Annotated in this window: 14 protein-coding genes; 1 reads left to right on the forward strand and 13 read right to left on the reverse strand. The window is 36.6% G+C overall.

The window, feature by feature from the left end:
- Window positions 1-160 precede the first annotated feature (160 nt).
- The 3 genes from P176_RS0116865 to fahA all read right to left on the reverse strand — a co-directional run bounded on the left by P176_RS0116865 (window position 161) and on the right by fahA (window position 4207).
- Window positions 161-2017, reverse strand: coding sequence for a DEAD/DEAH box helicase (locus tag P176_RS0116865; protein ID WP_026755801.1), 1857 nt, complete (start codon window positions 2015-2017; stop codon window positions 161-163).
- Window positions 2018-2273: 256 nt separating this feature from the next.
- A complete protein-coding gene (locus tag P176_RS0116870) occupies window positions 2274-2849 on the reverse strand; it encodes a non-canonical purine NTP diphosphatase (RefSeq protein ID WP_026755802.1) in 576 nt (191 codons plus the stop codon).
- A gap of 65 nt (window positions 2850-2914) precedes the next feature.
- Complete coding sequence (fahA, locus tag P176_RS0116875) at window positions 2915-4207, reverse strand: fumarylacetoacetase (RefSeq protein ID WP_026755803.1); 1293 nt, start codon at window positions 4205-4207, stop codon at window positions 2915-2917.
- Between the two features lie 236 nt (window positions 4208-4443).
- On the opposite strand from fahA, the gene glyA reads away from it, so the two are divergent.
- A complete protein-coding gene (glyA, locus tag P176_RS0116885) occupies window positions 4444-5718 on the forward strand; it encodes a serine hydroxymethyltransferase (protein WP_026755804.1) in 1275 nt (424 codons plus the stop codon).
- A gap of 9 nt (window positions 5719-5727) precedes the next feature.
- On the opposite strand, the gene P176_RS0116890 is transcribed toward glyA, so the two are convergent.
- From P176_RS0116890 to P176_RS0116935, 10 genes are all read right to left on the reverse strand, one after another.
- Window positions 5728-5961 carry a DUF6095 family protein gene (locus P176_RS0116890; RefSeq protein ID WP_026755805.1) on the reverse strand — a complete coding sequence of 78 codons (234 nt, stop codon included), beginning with the start codon at window positions 5959-5961 and terminating at the stop codon, window positions 5728-5730.
- Window positions 5954-6769, reverse strand: a complete 816-nt coding sequence (gene murQ, locus P176_RS0116895; RefSeq protein ID WP_026755806.1) for an N-acetylmuramic acid 6-phosphate etherase — start codon at window positions 6767-6769, stop codon at window positions 5954-5956. Before murQ ends, P176_RS0116890 begins: the two co-directional genes overlap by 8 nt.
- A gap of 51 nt (window positions 6770-6820) precedes the next feature.
- Window positions 6821-7633, reverse strand: a complete 813-nt coding sequence (locus P176_RS0116900; protein ID WP_026755807.1) for a DUF4249 domain-containing protein — start codon at window positions 7631-7633, stop codon at window positions 6821-6823.
- Between the two features lie 4 nt (window positions 7634-7637).
- On the reverse strand, window positions 7638-9992 hold the full coding sequence (locus P176_RS0116905) for a TonB-dependent receptor (RefSeq protein WP_156033251.1): 2355 nt from the start codon (window positions 9990-9992) through the stop codon (window positions 7638-7640).
- A gap of 99 nt (window positions 9993-10091) precedes the next feature.
- The gene (locus tag P176_RS0116910) at window positions 10092-12314 is read right to left on the reverse strand and encodes an NADP-dependent isocitrate dehydrogenase (RefSeq protein WP_026755809.1); all 2223 of its coding nucleotides are present in this window, start codon (window positions 12312-12314) and stop codon (window positions 10092-10094) included.
- 817 nt (window positions 12315-13131) lie between these two features.
- Window positions 13132-13482, reverse strand: coding sequence for a 50S ribosomal protein L19 (gene rplS / locus P176_RS0116915; RefSeq protein ID WP_026755810.1), 351 nt, complete (start codon window positions 13480-13482; stop codon window positions 13132-13134).
- Window positions 13483-13674: 192 nt separating this feature from the next.
- Complete coding sequence (gene trmD / locus P176_RS0116920; protein ID WP_026755811.1) at window positions 13675-14349, reverse strand: tRNA (guanosine(37)-N1)-methyltransferase TrmD; 675 nt, start codon at window positions 14347-14349, stop codon at window positions 13675-13677.
- A 99-nt stretch (window positions 14350-14448) separates the two neighbouring features.
- Window positions 14449-15357: a hypothetical protein gene (locus tag P176_RS0116925; protein WP_026755812.1), complete on the reverse strand. Its 909-nt coding sequence runs from the start codon at window positions 15355-15357 to the stop codon at window positions 14449-14451.
- Window positions 15358-15493: 136 nt separating this feature from the next.
- Window positions 15494-15847 carry a DUF779 domain-containing protein gene (locus P176_RS0116930; RefSeq protein WP_026755813.1) on the reverse strand — a complete coding sequence of 118 codons (354 nt, stop codon included), beginning with the start codon at window positions 15845-15847 and terminating at the stop codon, window positions 15494-15496.
- A 65-nt stretch (window positions 15848-15912) separates the two neighbouring features.
- Window positions 15913-17412, reverse strand: coding sequence for an aldehyde dehydrogenase family protein (locus tag P176_RS0116935; protein WP_026755814.1), 1500 nt, complete (start codon window positions 17410-17412; stop codon window positions 15913-15915).
- Between the last annotated feature and the right edge of the window lie 148 nt (window positions 17413-17560).

Raw genomic sequence — 17560 nt, forward strand, 5'->3', positions numbered from 1 at the left:
GTTTATATGGTTAGTTTGGACATGAATTTGACTAAAAATTAACTTTAATGTGTTTTAGGCATTCTCTGTTTAAAGCGTCTATTGTAATACAATCAAAAACCCTTATAAATAGAATATTCATAAGGGTTTTATAGATTTTATATTTCAATAAAGACATTGATTAGTCTCTTCGTCTTGATTTTCTAGGTCTATCAAAAGATGCCCCAGCTTTTTCGGTACGTCTTGAAGAACGTCGATCTCCACCAGATGAAGAAGAAGAACCAGAGCCAGAGTCACTGCGTCTTCCAGAAGAACGTCTTTCGCCTTTTGGACGATCGTCACTACTACGTCTTCGCTTAAAGCCGCCGCCTCCGCCGCCATCACGTCGTCTTCCGCCTCCGCCTGAACGTCCGCCACGACCTCTGCCGCCTTTATCTTCACTAACTTCTACATTAACAAATCTTCCGTCATGTTTATAGTCTGTAAAGAACTTGAGGACTTTCTCTTGGTTTTCTTTTTCAGTATTAAAGAAAGAAAAACTGTCTTTAACATCTACTTTAAACACGTCATCACGACCTAGTTCTAAAACTTCTTTTAAAAAGTCTTTCAGTTTCATCCAATCGAAACCATCTTTTTTACCAACGTTTATAAAGTAACGGCTGTCATCTCCACTTCCGCCTCCAGAAGGCTCACGATCACTTCCTCTAGAAGTATCGTCAACATTAAGGTCTTTAGATTTTTGGTAATAATTGAAGAACCTTGAAAATTCAACAGAGAAAAACTTTTTAATAAGCTCATCTTTATCTGTATCTTCAAAAAGCGCGTTAATGCTTGTGAGATATTTGTCGATGTCTGGGCTAATCTCTGTGTTATGAATCTTGTTGGCAAGAGACATTAATTGTACTTCGCAAATTTCCATTCCATCAGGAATTTCTTTTTTGTCAAATTCCTTTTTGATGATACGCTCAATACTTTTGATTTTACGTACTTCACTTTTAGAAACGATAACGATAGATACACCAGTTTTGCCTGCACGCCCTGTTCTACCAGAACGGTGGGTATAGGTTTCAATTTCATCTGGCAATTGGTAGTTGATCACGTGTGTAATATCATCAACATCAATACCACGCGCAGCTACATCTGTAGCCACAAGCATTTGAATTTGTTTATTTCTAAACGATTTCATTACCAAATCACGTTGATTTTGACTCAAATCACCGTGTAAGGCACCAGCGCTATAGCCATCTTCAATAAGATTTTCGGCCACTTTTTGAGTATCACGCTTGGTTCTACAGAAAATTACAGAGAAGATATCTGGATTAGCATCTGCTAAACGTTTAAGCGCTTGATAACGATCTCTTGCGTTTACTAAGTAATATTCATGAGATACTTGATTGGTACTTTCGTTTCTATTACCTACTGTAATTTCTACTGGGTCATGCATAAAATCTTTTGCAATTCTAGACACTTCCTTAGGCATGGTTGCAGAAAATAACCAAGTACTTTTTTCTTTAGGTGTATGAGATAAAATATCGGTAATGTCTTCATAGAAGCCCATGTTCAACATTTCATCGGCCTCATCTAATACGGCGTATTCAATTTTTGAAATATCCACCATATTTCTGCTAATCATATCTTTCATACGACCAGGAGTAGCCACAATAATTTGTGCACCACGCTTTACTTGTCTTGCTTGGTCAGAGATACTTGCGCCACCATAGATAGCGGTCACATTTAAGCCTTTGCAATATTTACCATAGAGTTGAAGCTCATTGGTAATTTGTAAACAAAGTTCACGGGTAGGAGAGAGGATCAATCCTTGAGTTGTTCTGCTATCCACTTCAATTTTTTGAAGCATAGGAAAACCAAAAGCTGCCGTTTTACCGGTACCTGTTTGGGCCAAAGCCACAAGGTCAGTTTCCTTTTCTAATAAAATTGGGATGGCTTTTGCTTGTACGTCACTTGGGGTTTCAAAACCTAAATCTGTAATAGCGCGCAATAGGTCTTCATTAAGACCCAAGTCTTTGAATGTGTTCATTCTTTTTTAAGTATATGTATTCGATTATGATCTTTGTGTGTTACAAAAGAAGCGAATCGACATACTAAACACTTAAACTTCTAGCGAACACATCCTCACTCTGAGGAATTTAAATTTCCGAGCCTTCGGAAATTTTCAAGTTGCAAAGATACGCTTTTAATTGTCATTAACGTTAAACTTGTGCCAATAAAAAACAAAGGGAACTTTTACGGATAGTATCTTAAGACCATACAGTGTATTTAACAGCTGAAATTTGTTAGCGATTCTTTAGGAAATCTACTAATTGTTTAACCGCTTTCCCTCGGTGCCCGATGGTGTTTTTTTCTTCTAGTGTAATTTCAGCAAAAGTTTGATCATAACCTTGAGCTTTAAAGATGGGATCGTAGCCAAAACCTTTTTCACCTTGTTTTTCCGTAGTAATTTCTCCAGGGCAAATTCCTGTAAACAGCGTTAAAGCTCCTTTGAGATGCAGTGCGACTACTGTTTTAAATTGGGCAGATCTATTAGATTTATTTTGAAGTGCCTCAAGCAATTTATTCATGTTATCATTGGCGTCACGCTGAGGGCCAGCGTATCTAGCGGAATAAACGCCGGGCGCTCCATCGAGTGATCCTACTTCTAATCCTGTATCATCTGCAAAACAATCATAACCGTATTTAGAAGTCACATAATTGGCTTTTTGTATGGCATTGCCTTCAATTGTAGGTTGTGTTTCTGGAATGTCTTCAAAGCAACCAATATCTTCTAAGCTCAAGATTGAAATCCCTTTAGGGAGCATGGATTGTACTTCTTTGATTTTATTGTGGTTATTAGTGGCGAAAACGAGTTGCATGGAGAGAGGGTCTTAAATAAAAAAGAGTCCAATATGTCTATTGAACTCTTTTTTTATATTACTATTTATTTCTTTTTCTTCGGATTGAAGATCGGTAACAATTCTGTAGACACTTCTCCAAATCCTATGCGAGTGCCGTCTTTTTCACAATGGCCACGCATAATGACGGTATCATTGTCATTAATAAATTTACGCTCTGTGCCATCCTTCATTGTAATTGGTTTTTCTCCTCTCCAAGTCAATTCCAGCATAGATCCGTAAGTATCAGGGGTTGAGCCTGAAATGGTTCCGCTGCCCATCATGTCTCCAGAGTTAACTGGGCAACCATTCACGGTATGGTGGGCCAATTGCTGAGACATGTTCCAATACATATATTTAAAATTAGATCTAGACACCACGGTCTCTTTAGCGCCTTTTGGCCTAATGGACACCTCAAGATTAATGTCGTAGCTCTTTTTACCTTTATATTGTAAATAAGGCAGCTGTTTTTTGATAGGCTTAGGACTCTCTATTCTAAAAGGCTCCAAGGCATCTAAAGTAACAATCCAAGGAGAAATGGATGAGGCAAAATTCTTCGCCAAAAATGGTCCTAAGGGTACATATTCCCATTTTTGGATATCTCTTGCCGACCAATCATTAAATAACACTAAACCAAAGATATATTCTTCAGCCTCGTTAACAGGGATTGGCTCTCCTAAATCATTGGCATCTGTAGTGATAAAAGCCATTTCCAACTCAAAATCTACTAATTTAGATGGGCCAAATACGGGCTCATCACTATCAGCAGGAATGGTTTGTCCTTGTGGTCTGTGCACAGGGATTCCAGATGGAATAATACTGCTACTTCTACCATGATAACCAACAGGAATGTGAAGCCAGTTTGGTAAAAGCGCGTTATCTGGATCTCTAAACATGGTACCCACATTTGTAGCATGTTCAATGCTTGAATAAAAATCGGTATAATCGCCAATTTGTACAGGCAATTGCATTTCGATTTCATCCAATCTAAAACATACGGTCTCTTTATGCTTGATGTTATTTTTTAAAGTGGTGTTATTGCTGTCAAAAATTTCAGCAATACGATTACGTACCAAACGCCAAGTCTTTCTGCCGTCTGCTATAAAATCGTTCAAGGTATCTTGAAGAAAAATATCATCGGTTAACGGAATGCCTTCAAAATAGCCCAATTGATGCAACGCACCAAGATCAATGGCGGTATCGCCAATTCTCGTTCCGATGGTAATAATATCGTCACGTGTTAAAAACACACCAAAAGGAATGTTTTGTATGGGGAAATCTGAATTTTTACCGACATGCAACCAAGATGTTCTGTCAGGATTATTAGCGGATAATGGCATAATTAGCGTTTTTTGTTTGGTTCGTTAAATCTTATCAAACCTACATAATTTTTTTATTCTGATGGCAGGATAATGTTAAAAAAATGGCTTGATATTACTGTTGATAACCTGCTCATAAAAGTTAGTCTAAATATAGCGTTTGGAAACTATTTCAAGGATACATTTCTTACTTTTGCTAAAGTTTAACAGAATGACAAATCACTAAATTTTCTTCGGAAATATTAAAATTAGAATATATGCAACGCGACCAACAAATTTTTGAATTAATAGCTGCTGAAAAGGAACGTCAAATCAATGGTTTAGAATTAATTGCTTCAGAAAATTTTGTAAGTGATCAAGTTATGGAAGCCGCAGGATCAGTTTTGACCAATAAATATGCAGAGGGCTATCCAGGAAAACGTTATTACGGCGGTTGCGAAGTAGTAGATGAAGTAGAGCAGATTGCCATAGATAGAGCCAAAACGCTTTTTGGAGCGGCTTATGCCAACGTACAACCACATTCTGGAAGTCAGGCAAACACAGCCGTATTCGCCGCCATTTTGAATCCGGGTGATAAGATTTTAGGATTTGATTTATCCCATGGTGGTCACTTGACCCATGGCTCACCTGTAAATTTCTCAGGAAAATTGTACAGCCCCTCTTTTTACGGGGTTGATGAAGCAACAGGAGTATTGAATTATGATAAAATACAAGAGATTGCAACCCGCGAAAAACCACAATTGATTATTGCAGGTGCATCAGCTTACTCAAGAGATATTGATTTTGAACGTTTCCGTAAAATTGCCGATAGCGTTGGAGCACTGTTATTAGCAGATATTTCTCACCCTTCCGGCCTCATTGCTAAAGGTATTTTAAATGATCCGTTACCGCACTGTCATATTGTAACCACTACAACTCATAAAACATTACGTGGACCTAGGGGCGGACTAATATTAATGGGCAAAGATTTTGATAACCCATTTGGATTAAAGCTAAAAAACGGAAATCTCAAAAAGATGTCGTCACTTTTAGATTCGGCGGTCTTTCCAGGAAATCAAGGCGGCCCATTAGAACACATTATTGCAGCTAAAGCCATTGCTTTTGGTGAGGCGCTTACAGATGAGTACCTGCATTACATGTTACAGGTAAAAGAAAATGCTAATGCCATGGCAAATGCTTTAGTAGCAAAAGGCTATAAGATAATCTCAGGCGGCACTGATAATCACATGATGTTGATTGACTTGAGAAACAAGGATATCACTGGTAAAGCTGCTGAGGAAGCTTTAGGAAAAGCAGATATCACTGTTAATAAAAACATGGTGCCTTTTGATGATAAGAGCCCATTTGTGACCTCAGGAATAAGAATAGGAACAGCTGCCGTGACTACTCGTGGTTTAAAAGAAGCAGATATGACTAAAATAGTAGAATTTATTGATGCTGCTATAGTCAATCATGAAGATGATACACAATTAGAGGCTATTGCAGAACAAGTCAATGCCATGATGAGCGAAAAGCCTTTATTTTCGGCTTAGTAGACCAAGTTATTTATTGAACATACTGTCCATTATCGTCTTTAGTCCTTTAAATCCTAGGTAAATAGCTAGGCCACAAAGTATAAAGGCGATAATGAGCAATGGAATAAATAGTATTTTTTCCTGATTGCTCATAGCGATGAAGGCTAGAGTTGGACCAATAAACATTAGGGCTGTACAACCCGCCAAGGTTTTCAGTCCTTTTACTAAGAGATCTTTGTCGGTTCTTGGAGTTTCAGGCATGTTTATAATTTTGAATGGCAGTTCTTACGTTTTTATATTTGTTAAGCAATGCTTTAGCTTCAGTTCGTTCAATTTGCAATTCACTCATCAACATTTCAACGCCACGATTTACCAATTTATGATTGCTAAGTTGCATATCCACCATTTTATTGCCTTTTACTTTTCCCATTTGAATCATTACCGTCGTTGAGATCATATTGAGTACAAGCTTTTGTGCTGTTCCAGCTTTCATTCTTGAGCTTCCAGTAACAAACTCTGGACCGACGATAACTTCTATGGGATTTTTGGCGACATGTGATAAGGGACTATTTTGATTGCACGTAATGCACCCTGTAATAATGTTGTTTGCATTGCATTGTTCCAGAGCTTTAATCACATATGGTGTAGTGCCAGAAGCGGCAATACCAATCACAACATCCTTAGCATTGATTTGATGGTTTTTGAGATCTTCCCATCCTTGTAGTTCAGAATCTTCAGCAAATTCAACCGCCTTTCTAATGGCCGTGTCGCCGCCTGCAATGAGGCCAATAACCATGTCATGAGATACTCCAAAGGTTGGCGGACATTCCGAAGCATCTAAAATCCCAAGTCTACCGCTAGTACCTGCACCAATATAAAACAAGCGTCCTCCTAATTTGAGTTGTGCCACACATGCTTTGGTTAAGGCTTCAATTTGTGGAATTGCTTTGGCTACGGCATTTGGAACGGTTTGATCTTCTTGATTAATATTGGTCAAAAGTTCTTTGACGCTCATCTGCTCTAGATGGTTGTAGTTTGAGTCTTGCTCGGTAGTTTTGGTAAAGGACATGGTTGTTTTTTAAGATTTATAAAATTAATGAAATTTTATATGTTCAAATGTCTATTCTACGGTGTATAAAAGCTCACTAACTTCAGATAATCTAAAATAACCTAATGGAAAATGATCTGGGTTGGTTTGATTGCTACAGTTACCTCTCACTGTGGCCGGTTGAGTTTCAAAAGGGCCGCCGCCACCTTCAGAACTTTGTTGTAATAAGACGAACATAAACTCATAGTAGCGCTCTGAAACTCCATAGTTTCTTATGGTGACAACATCACCAGACTCTAGATCTTCTTCAGTATAAAAACCAAAAATTTGATTACCATTTGTGAATTCATCATCGTACACTTCCAAATTAGGAACGACAACAATATCACTGAGAAATTCAAATAGATAATAGTTTTGAGCCGCAACAGGGTCTGTGTAATAAGCTTTCAATTCTATCTCATCACCAGAAAAACCGCCGTCATTATTTTGCTCCACATAATCAATATCTACAACCGATTTTAAGGTTTCTGTGCCCGTATATGTTTCGCCTTGATAAATTATTGTGAGTTGATAGGTTTCATCAATTTCTGGAATAAAATCAAGTGTTTTATAGCGTCCTGTTTGATCTTCCTCAGAAAATTGAAAAGTATTGCCATTACCATCGGTTATGAAGACTTCAGCGCCACTTGCTGGAGGAACTTCAGCATCAAAATAAGGAGCAGAAAGGGTGAGTTTTATAATTTGTTCGTTTCCAACGGTATTTTTAAGCCAGTTAATGGAGGCATCTACTACCAATTTAGGTTCCGCAGTATTTAAATCAACATCAATGACATCTTCACACGAAAATGACAACAACAATAATAAGATGAAGCTATATTTTTTCATGCTTTTAAAATTTAAAGTTATAAGATATGGACGGAATGACTCCAAAAATAGAGAGACGAGTAGCTTCGTTAGCACCTGTATCTCTGTTTTCGCCAAAAGAAACTGAGGCTGCATTACGACGGTTGTACAAATTATAAATACTGAACACCCATTCTCCTTTCCATCGCTTTTGAGAATCGGGATCTGGATTTAATGTTGCAGAAACATCTAGGCGATGATAAGCTGGTAACCGACTAGAATTTCTGCCCTCGTAACTTGGGATATTAAGTCCGTTGTATTCGTATTGTGCGTTCGGGTAGGTGGTAGGTTGTCCCGTTTGAAATATCAGGTTGCTACTAAACGTCCATTTTTTATTGAGATCATAACTTGTGGTTATAGAAATATCATGTGTTTTGTCATAGGCAGTGTTATACCAATCCCCATTGTTTATTCCTGTTTCCTCAGGAGTACGGCCTTCGGTTTGTTGTTCAGATTTTGAAAGGGTATAAGCAAACCAGCCTTTAAATTTTCCGACATTTTTTTTGAACAATAGTTCCAAACCATAGGCTCTGGCTTTGCCATTTAAAACAATTTGCTCTATGGCATTATTGGCAATAAGATCGGCACCATTGACATAATCGATTCTATTTTGGATTTTCTTGTAAAAACTCTCCACCTCTAAGCTATAGGCATTATCCTTGAATGATCTAAAATAGCCAATGGCTACTTGATCTAATAATTGTGGCTTAACAAACTTACCGCTAGGTGTCCAGATGTCTAATGGTGTAGGAGAGGTCGTGTTTGATAGAAGGTGCAAGTATTGCGTCATTCTATTATAACTGGCTTTAATTGAAGAGGCGTCATTAAGTTGATAGGCTAAAGAAAACCGAGGCTCTAAATTGGCAAAAGATTCAATGATATCACTTCTCTTGTAATTCTCCTCGCCAATAGGATCTGCCTTTTCATAAATTTGAAGTTCGTTATTGAAGAAGATGGGATTATCATTTTCATAAACATTGAGTTCATCTTGCCCTAATCTTAAAAATGAAGAGACTCTCAAACCATAAGATAAGGCAAGTTTATTGGTCACTTGGTGTTCTGCATCAACATAGATGGCATTTTCAAAAGCGTACTTATCGGTCAACTTAAAGGGGTTGATGCCGCTACTTTCCGAAGAAGGTTTGATGTCTCCTGGATTAAATTTATAATAAATACTGTTGATGCCATATTCTAGCTTAAAATCATTGCTGATGTAGTGTTTCAAATCATATTTTAGGTTGAAATTTGAAATGCCTGAATCCCATTTAAATTCAACGAAATTGAGATTTAGTCCGTAATAATAGTCGGAGTAAATTACTGATAAATTTGAAAATAGCTTATCTGAAAATAAATGGTTCCATCTAAAATTTACAACCGTATTTCCGTAGGTGTTTTCAAAAGAATCGGAAATACTAAACACATCTCTTCCAAAATACCCCGAGAGATAAATATTGTTGTTGTCGTTAAGACGGTAACTTAATTTGGTGTTAAGATCATAGAAATAGGCAATATTATCAATATCGAAGAGGGGCAAAAAGAGGTGGGCATAACTGCTTCTACCTCCAAAAAGAAAGGAACCTTTTCCTTTTTTAATCGGCCCTTCAGCCAATATCCTACTGGATACAATGCCAATCCCACCATTGACGTGAAATTCATTACTATTACCATCTTTTTGGTAAATATCTAATACAGAAGATACCCGACCACCGTATTTGGCAGGAATTCCGCCCTTGTACAATTTGATATCCTTTATGGCATCTGGATTAAATACAGAAAAGAAACCAAACAAATGTGAAGAATTGAAAATGGTGGCTTCATCCAATAGGATTAGGTTTTGATCTGCAGCGCCACCTCTCACGTTAAATCCTGAAGAGCCTTCACCAGCATTGGTAACTCCTGGCAACAGAGTGATGGATTTAATTACATCCACTTCACCTAAGACCACTGGCATCTGTTTGATGGTGTTGATCGACATGGAATTGACACTCATTTGCGGTTTGCGAATGTTGAGTTTTTCTACATCTTCAGTAATCACAATTTCATCTAAGCTTTCGCTGGATTCTTCGAGTTGATAATTTTTGGTAAGATCGGTATTGAGAATTAAGGTTTCAGAAATCGACTGGTATCCTAGATAACTAATAACGACTTTGTATTCACCTTGAGGTAAGGTGATGGAGTAGAAGCCATACTCATTGGTAGTGGTGCCAGTTTGCTGGTCTGGAACAATGATATTAACGCCAATGAGAGTCTCATTGCTTCCGGCGTCTGTAATGCTTCCCTTTAGCGTAAATTTTTCTTGAGCTTGAACCAGGTTGGACATTTGCAATACCACCAGAACCATGAAACACTGAAAGACATTTTTCATCGAAAAAATTTGAATAAAAATAGAAAAGCTCCATAAATACATGGAGCTTTTGTTGTTAAATTAATGGTAATTAAATTACACACCAAGAATTTTATTGAGCGTATCACTAGGTCGCATTGCTTTAGAAACCAAAGCTTCGGTTGGGTAGTAATATCCTCCAATGTCCATAGAATGACCTTGAACATTTATAAGCTCTTCGGTTATTTTAGCTTCATGCGCTTGGAAATCTCTAAAAACGGTCGCAAATTCATTTTTAAGATCCATATCCTTAGTTTGATTTGCTAAGGCTTCTGCCCAGAACATGGCTAAATAGTAATGGCTACCTCTGTTGTCTAGCTCGTTAACCTTTCTTGATGGCGATTTTCCATCAGATAAAAGTTTTTCGGTAGCGTCATCCAATGCTTCAGAAAGTATTAATGCTTTTGGATTATTATTCACTCTAGAGAAATGCTCTAAAGATACCGCAAGTGCTAAAAACTCTCCGAGAGAATCCCAACGTAAGTGATTTTCTTCTAAAAATTGTTGCACGTGCTTAGGAGCTGAACCACCAGCACCAGTTTCAAACAAGCCACCACCATTCATCAAAGGAACGATAGACAACATTTTTGCACTGGTTCCCAATTCTAGAATAGGGAAGAGGTCAGTAAGATAATCACGCAGTACATTACCAGAAACAGAGATGGTGTCTTTGCCATCTTTAACGCGCTCTAGAGTAAACTCTGTAGCTTCTATAGGGGACAGGATTCTAATATCTAACCCTGAAGTATCGTGATCTTTTAAATACGTATTTACTTTTTTGATTAATTCTACATCATGTGCTCTCTTATCATCTAACCAAAAAACGGCTGGGGTTTGAGAAGCTCTTGCTCTGCTTACTGCTAATTTTACCCAATCTTGGATTGGTGCATCTTTTACTTGACACATTCTCCAAATATCACCTTCTTTAACGTCATGAGCGATCAACACCTTGTTTGAGGCATCAATAATCTCTACTTTTCCGTTTGTAGGAATTTCAAATGTTTTATCATGAGATCCATATTCCTCAGCTTTTTGAGCCATAAGACCAACGTTAGGCACAGTTCCCATAGTTGTAGGGTCAAAAGCACCGTGTTTTTTACAGAAATCGATCGTTGCAGAGTAGATACCTGCATAACTACTGTCTGGAATGACTGCTTTAGTGTCTTGTTGTTTTCCTTTGGCGTTCCACATTTGTCCTGAAGTACGAATCATTGCAGGCATAGAGGCATCAATGATAATATCACTTGGGACATGAAGATTGGTGATTCCTTTATCAGAATTTACCATAGCCACATCAGGTGCATGTTCAAATGCCTTTTGAATGTCAGCTTCTATTTCTTTACGTTGCGCTTCAGGCAATTCGTTGACCTTATTTACAAGATTTCCAAATCCGTTTTTCACATCAACACCAATTTCTTTAAAGGTGTCGCCATGTTTTTCAAATAAATCAGCAAAAAAAACTTTTACAGCGTGACCAAAAATAATAGGGTCAGAGACCTTCATCATTGTTGCTTTCATATGTAATGAAAATAACACACCTTTATCTCTGGCATCTTTAATTTGTGCTTCTAAGAACTTTAGAAGTGCACTTTTACTCATTATAGTACCATCAATAATCTCTCCTTTTAAAAGCTCTAGATTATCTTTAAGCACAGTCTTGTTGCCATCAGTATCGGTATGTACAATTTTTACTGTAGTAGCCTCATCTAAAGTAACAGATAGTTCGTTGCTAGCAAAATCCCCTTCAGACATTGTGGATACATGAGTTTTAGAATCTGCAGACCATTTTCCCATAGAATGCGGATGCATCTTGGCAAAATTCTTAACGGCTTTAGGTGCACGTCTGTCTGAGTTTCCTTCACGAAGCACTGGATTTACAGCACTTCCTTTAACTTTTTCATAGCGTAATTTGACAGCCTTTTCTTCATCGTTCTTAGGCTCATCTGGATAGTTTGGTAATTTAAAACCTTGTTTTTGTAATTCTTTTATTGCGGCTTTTAACTGCGGAATAGAGGCGCTAATGTTCGGAAGCTTTACAATGTTAGCTTCTGGACTTTTTGCCAAATCTCCCAATTGCGCCAAAGCGTCAGGGACGCGTTGATCTTCAGAGAGAAAATCTGGAAAGTTAGCCAAAATTCTTCCGGCTAGTGAAATGTCCTTAGATTCGATATGAATATCTGATGATTGCGTAAATGACCTTACTATTGGTAAGAAGGAGTAAGTGGCCAAGGCTGGTGCCTCATCGGTTTTAGTATAGACTATCGTAGCTTTTTTTGCCATGAATTTATAAAATTTAAGGTGTTTGTTGGAAATAAGCTAAATTTTTTAGCCTTGCAAATATACAAAAACAGAGTGGTTTTAGGAAGCTGAAAACACTATGGTTTAGGGTCATTTTATGATTTTATGCCTTTAAATAAGGGAAACTGAAGGATATTTCGTTAATGGTATAAAGAACAAAAGCCATATCACTACAGAAAAACTGTTTTGACATGGCTTTTTAGATTTAGTTTTCTATTCAAATTAATGATTGTTTTAATCATTGGTTTAGAACGCTGTCTTAAACCTTATTTGATGAGATCTGCTAAATCGGTGAAACTGTTTGTAACTTTCAAAATGTATTGACCTGATACAACCAAGTTTCGGTGTTAACTGCTTTTCTTTATATGCTTAAAGTTTTACAATTTGTAAATATCCTTAAGATACTGCCCATCCTTTTCGTGTTCGTTTACACTCCCAGTACTTCTTCAAGGCTTTCGATCTTCTTGATCTTTAAGTATATTAAAGTCTCAGTAAGATGTCATGATTTTTTTGAATTCTGTTTTCACACCAATTCAATTTAATCTCGAAAAACAATTAATATGATAAAGAACGATTCTTTACCAACTACCACGTTTATTAATTTTGTTGATTAACAAACATTTGTCGTGATAATTGTTTGATAAATTTACTAAATAATTACTAATGTATATGTAATTTAACGTTCTAGATATTAACATTATATCAACCATATTTATGAACAACAGTTAATAACTAGAATCAAAAAAGCCCTATAACATTTGTAATGTTATAGGGCTTCATTATTTTATAGATTGAAGATTTATCTTCTAACTTCTTTAATTCTAGCTTTTTTACCAGTCAATTCTCTAAAGTAGAAAATTCTAGCTCTTCTGACTTTACCTTTCTTGTTCACTTCAATTTTTTGAAGTGCAGGTAAATTGATAGGGAAGATACGCTCAACACCTACTGTACCAGACATTTTTCTAATGGTAAATGTTTCTGTAGTACCGCTTCCTTTACGTTGTAATACAACGCCCTTGAAAAACTGGGTACGTACTTTTTCACCTTCTCTAATTTCGTAATACACTGTAATAGTGTCACCAGAACTAAAATCTGGAAACTCTTTTTTTGTTACAAACTCGTCTTGAACAAATTGTACTAAAGAACTCATTGTCTTTTAATTTAAAATGGTTTATTCAAATCAACATTCACGTATCTCGCCAGAGGTTAATCTGAAATTGGGTGCAAATATAATCTTTTTATTGAAATTTCAAACAGGTAAATAGATATTTCCAAAAAAGTAGAACCTCTGCTTTCCCGTTGCAATTAACGCAAATTCAATTGGAATGTTATTAAGGATGTTCTAGTCCAATAAATCGGGACGCCGTGCTTTGGTTCTCAAATAGGCTTGTTCTTCTCTCCATTTTTCGATCTTCGGAAAATTTCCGCTAAATAACACTTCGGGAACCTTCATGCCATCATATTCCCTGGGTTTGGTGTAGATTGGAGGTGCTAGTAATCCATCTTGAAAAGAATCGGTTAGTGCTGATGTTTCATTACCTAATACACCCGGTATTAATCTAATAATGGCGTCGCATAAGACTGCAGCTCCTAATTCGCCTCCAGAAAGCACATAATCGCCAATGGATATTTCTCTAGTGATGAACTTATCACGAACTCTTTGATCTACGCCTTTATAATGACCGCACAGAATAATGATATTCTCTTTTAAGGAAACTTGATTGGCTATACTTTGATCTAATCGCTCTCCATCTGGCGTCATGTATATGATCTCATCATAATCTCGCTCTGCTTGCAATGCAGAAATGCATTTATCTATAGGTTCAATCATCATCACCATCCCTGCACCGCCACCAAATTGGGTGTCATCAATGGATTTGTAGTTTCCTGTAGCAAAATCACGTAAGTTATGAAAATGGACACTCACTAAATCGGCCTCAATAGCTCTCTTTAAAATAGAAGCCTCAAACGGACTTTTAAGTAGTTCTGGTAATACGGTAATAATATCGATGCGCATGTTAAGGTCTTAAGTCGGCAAAGATAATTTAATTGCTGTAAATGCCATTTGAAGATACTATGCTAAAAAATAATTTATCTGAAAAGGATGAATGAAATCTCAATTTTTGAATAATTTGTTGGGAGAGGAATCCTTTTCGTACTTGTTATGAATCGTTATGATGGCAAGTCCAAATAGAACTGCTACCACAATTAGAATGGTGTTGATTAAACCTGTAACTCCAAAGGATATTCTAATTAAAATGGTTGAAATGATAAAACCAGAATTTCTAATAATTTTATGAAATTCATGGGTGTAGAAGAATGAGAGTAGCAATAACACAACATCAACTAAAATTAATACTGTAAAAAATTGATCGAAAAAGAGATTGTTGATGCTTTCAAAAGAGGGTAAATCTTGTGTATCAATAGAAATTTCTGTTGCCCAATTTATGAGCGTGTAAAGCGCCATTGCAAAGAATAATGGGACTAGAATAACGGCAATAATTTTTTTCTTTTTCACAAAACTTTCCACGGTATTAACAAGTTGTGGATTTGTTTCAATTTTTCTTTTTCCTTGTTTTTGAAATAAAAATATCAAGAAGAAGAGTAGGAGCGACGCTATTAAATCATAGGTAAATTGAAGATCACCTTTAATTTCAAACCAATTTGAAGTCAGTTCTAAAGCGGACAAATCCTTAAATAGTTTACGAATGATGATTAGTGTAATGATTTCGTATTGTTTAACAATGTAAGTTGTGAAGGATTGCGGCAAGTAGAAAATGAGGAGATAGACCTCATATATTAGAATAAACGAGAACGGTGTATAAATTGCTGAAATGGGATTGTTGAATAACTCAGATTGCCACGAGAACTCAATAATCTCAAATTTTAAAAGATAAATTAAAGCTAGGTGTACAAAGAAACTGACAATAGCTATATTCAGAATTGTTTTTTCAGCTTTGCCACGCGTGTTTTCAGAAAGAAGTCCATTGAAGATTAGGGATAGGATGTTTTTTGATTTGGACATTTTCTCAAGTTTAAAAAAATCTAGAGGGCATTAGTTAATGGTTTGGTTTGCTTGTAGTAAGGTAATGAATCAAATCATAGGATATACTGTTTATTTCGTCCTGCTTTATATTTTAAAACTATGAACTAATTTACTTTTACGAATTTAAAGCTTGGTTTTCTTCTGTAGTTAGCAATCTTGAATGTATTAAAAACCGAAGTCCCATTGGGATTTCCAAAGAAAAACTTGCGCCTCTACCTTCTGTAATATCTATGGTAAGATGGGTGTGTTTCCAATAGTCAAATTGGTCCTTGTTCATATAAAAATTAACACCTTCAAGTTGACCTAAAAGAATATCACTTTCATCAAGATACATGTCTTCTTTTTCAAAAATCATAGGAGCAGACCCATCACAGCAACCACCGCTTTGATGAAAAATAAGTTCTCCAAACTTTTCCTTTAATTCCCTGACAACCGCTGCTGCGGCTTCTGTTATTTCTATTCTGTTCATATCTTTAAATTTATAAAAAAAGGCTGAATTTTAAGAAATTCAGCCTTACTTAATGTTACGATCTACTAAAAGAAACCTAGTTTATTCTTGTCATAAGAAATCAACATGTTTTTGGTCTGTCTGTAATAGTTAAGCATCATCACATGATTTTCTCTACCAAAACCAGATTTTTTATAGCCTCCAAATGGCGCGTGGGCAGGATAGGTGTGATAACAATTTACCCAAACACGACCGGCTTTAATAGCTCTTGGTATTTGATACAATTGGTGAGCATCCCTCGTCCAGACACCAGCACCTAAACCGTATAAGGTATCGTTCGCGATTTCAATGGCTTCAGCCTCATCTTTAAACTTGGTCACACAAACTACAGGACCAAAAATTTCTTCTTGAAATACACGCATTTTATTATGTCCTTCCAAGATGGTGGGCTTGATATAGAATCCATTAGCCAAATCGCCATCCAATTTATTAGCTGATCCGCCTGCCAAGACTTTAGCGCCTTCTTCTTTTCCTATTTTTAGGTACGATTGAATTTTTTCGTATTGATCATTCGAGGCTTGAGCGCCAACCATGGTTTTTTCATCATATGGGTTATCTTGAATGATGGCATTTGTTCTCGCAACAACACGCTCCATAAAGGCATCATAAATATCTTCTTGAACCAATAATCTCGAAGGGCAAGTACAAACTTCACCTTGGTTAAATGCGAAAAGCACAGCACCTTCAATAGCTTTATCTAAAAAGGCATCGTCTTCATCCATCACGCTATTAAAAAACACGTTTGGAGATTTTCCTCCCAACTCCATTGTTACTGGATTAAGATTTTTAGAAGCGTATTGCATGATCAATTGCCCTGTAGTGGTTTCTCCAGTAAATGCTACTTTATCTACTTTTGAGCTCGATGCTAGTGGTTTTCCTGCTTCTGGACCAAAACCATGAATAATATTAACAACTCCTGGAGGAAAAACATCTGCAATTTTTTCCATTAACAATGTTGCTGAAGACGGTGTTTGTTCAGCAGGTTTTAATACTACACAGTTACCGGTTACCAAAGCTGGAGGTAATTTCCAAGAAAGCATGAGGAGAGGAAAATTCCACGGAATAATTTGCCCGATCACACCTAAAGGTTCTTTTATGTTCATGGAAAGTGTTTTTGAATCCAATTCAGTAGCACTGCCTTCTTCAGAACGAATACAAGCCGCAAAATAACGCCAATGGTCTACACATAAAGGAATATCTGCATTTAGGGTTTCTCGAATGGGTTTTCCATTGTCGCAGGTTTCAACCAGTGCAAATTCTTCAAGATTTTCTTCAATAATGTCTGCTACTTTATTTAATAGCGTTGCGCGTTCTGTTGCTGATGTATTTCCCCAGGCTTCTTTGGCTGCATTTGCGGCATCTAATGCCAATTCTACATCTTCTTTTTGCGATCGCGGATATTTTGCTATCAAAGAATTGTCTATAGGAGACCTGTTTTCAAAATACTGTCCCTCGATGGGTGCAACGAATTTTCCATTGATGAAATTATCGTATTTTTCTTTGAACTTTGGTTTTGAATAACTCATTTGTAATGTTGTTTAATTATTAATTCCTAAATGAATAAATGCTAATTTTGTATAATTTACATTTTTCATAAAGTTATTTTATTATATTGATACTTAGTAGTACATATGTATCATACTCTTGAACATATCTATTCAATGTTCCTTTTGT

It is taken from the genome of Sediminibacter sp. Hel_I_10, from assembly GCF_000688335.1.
In the GTDB taxonomy this organism is placed as follows: domain Bacteria; phylum Bacteroidota; class Bacteroidia; order Flavobacteriales; family Flavobacteriaceae; genus Psychroserpens.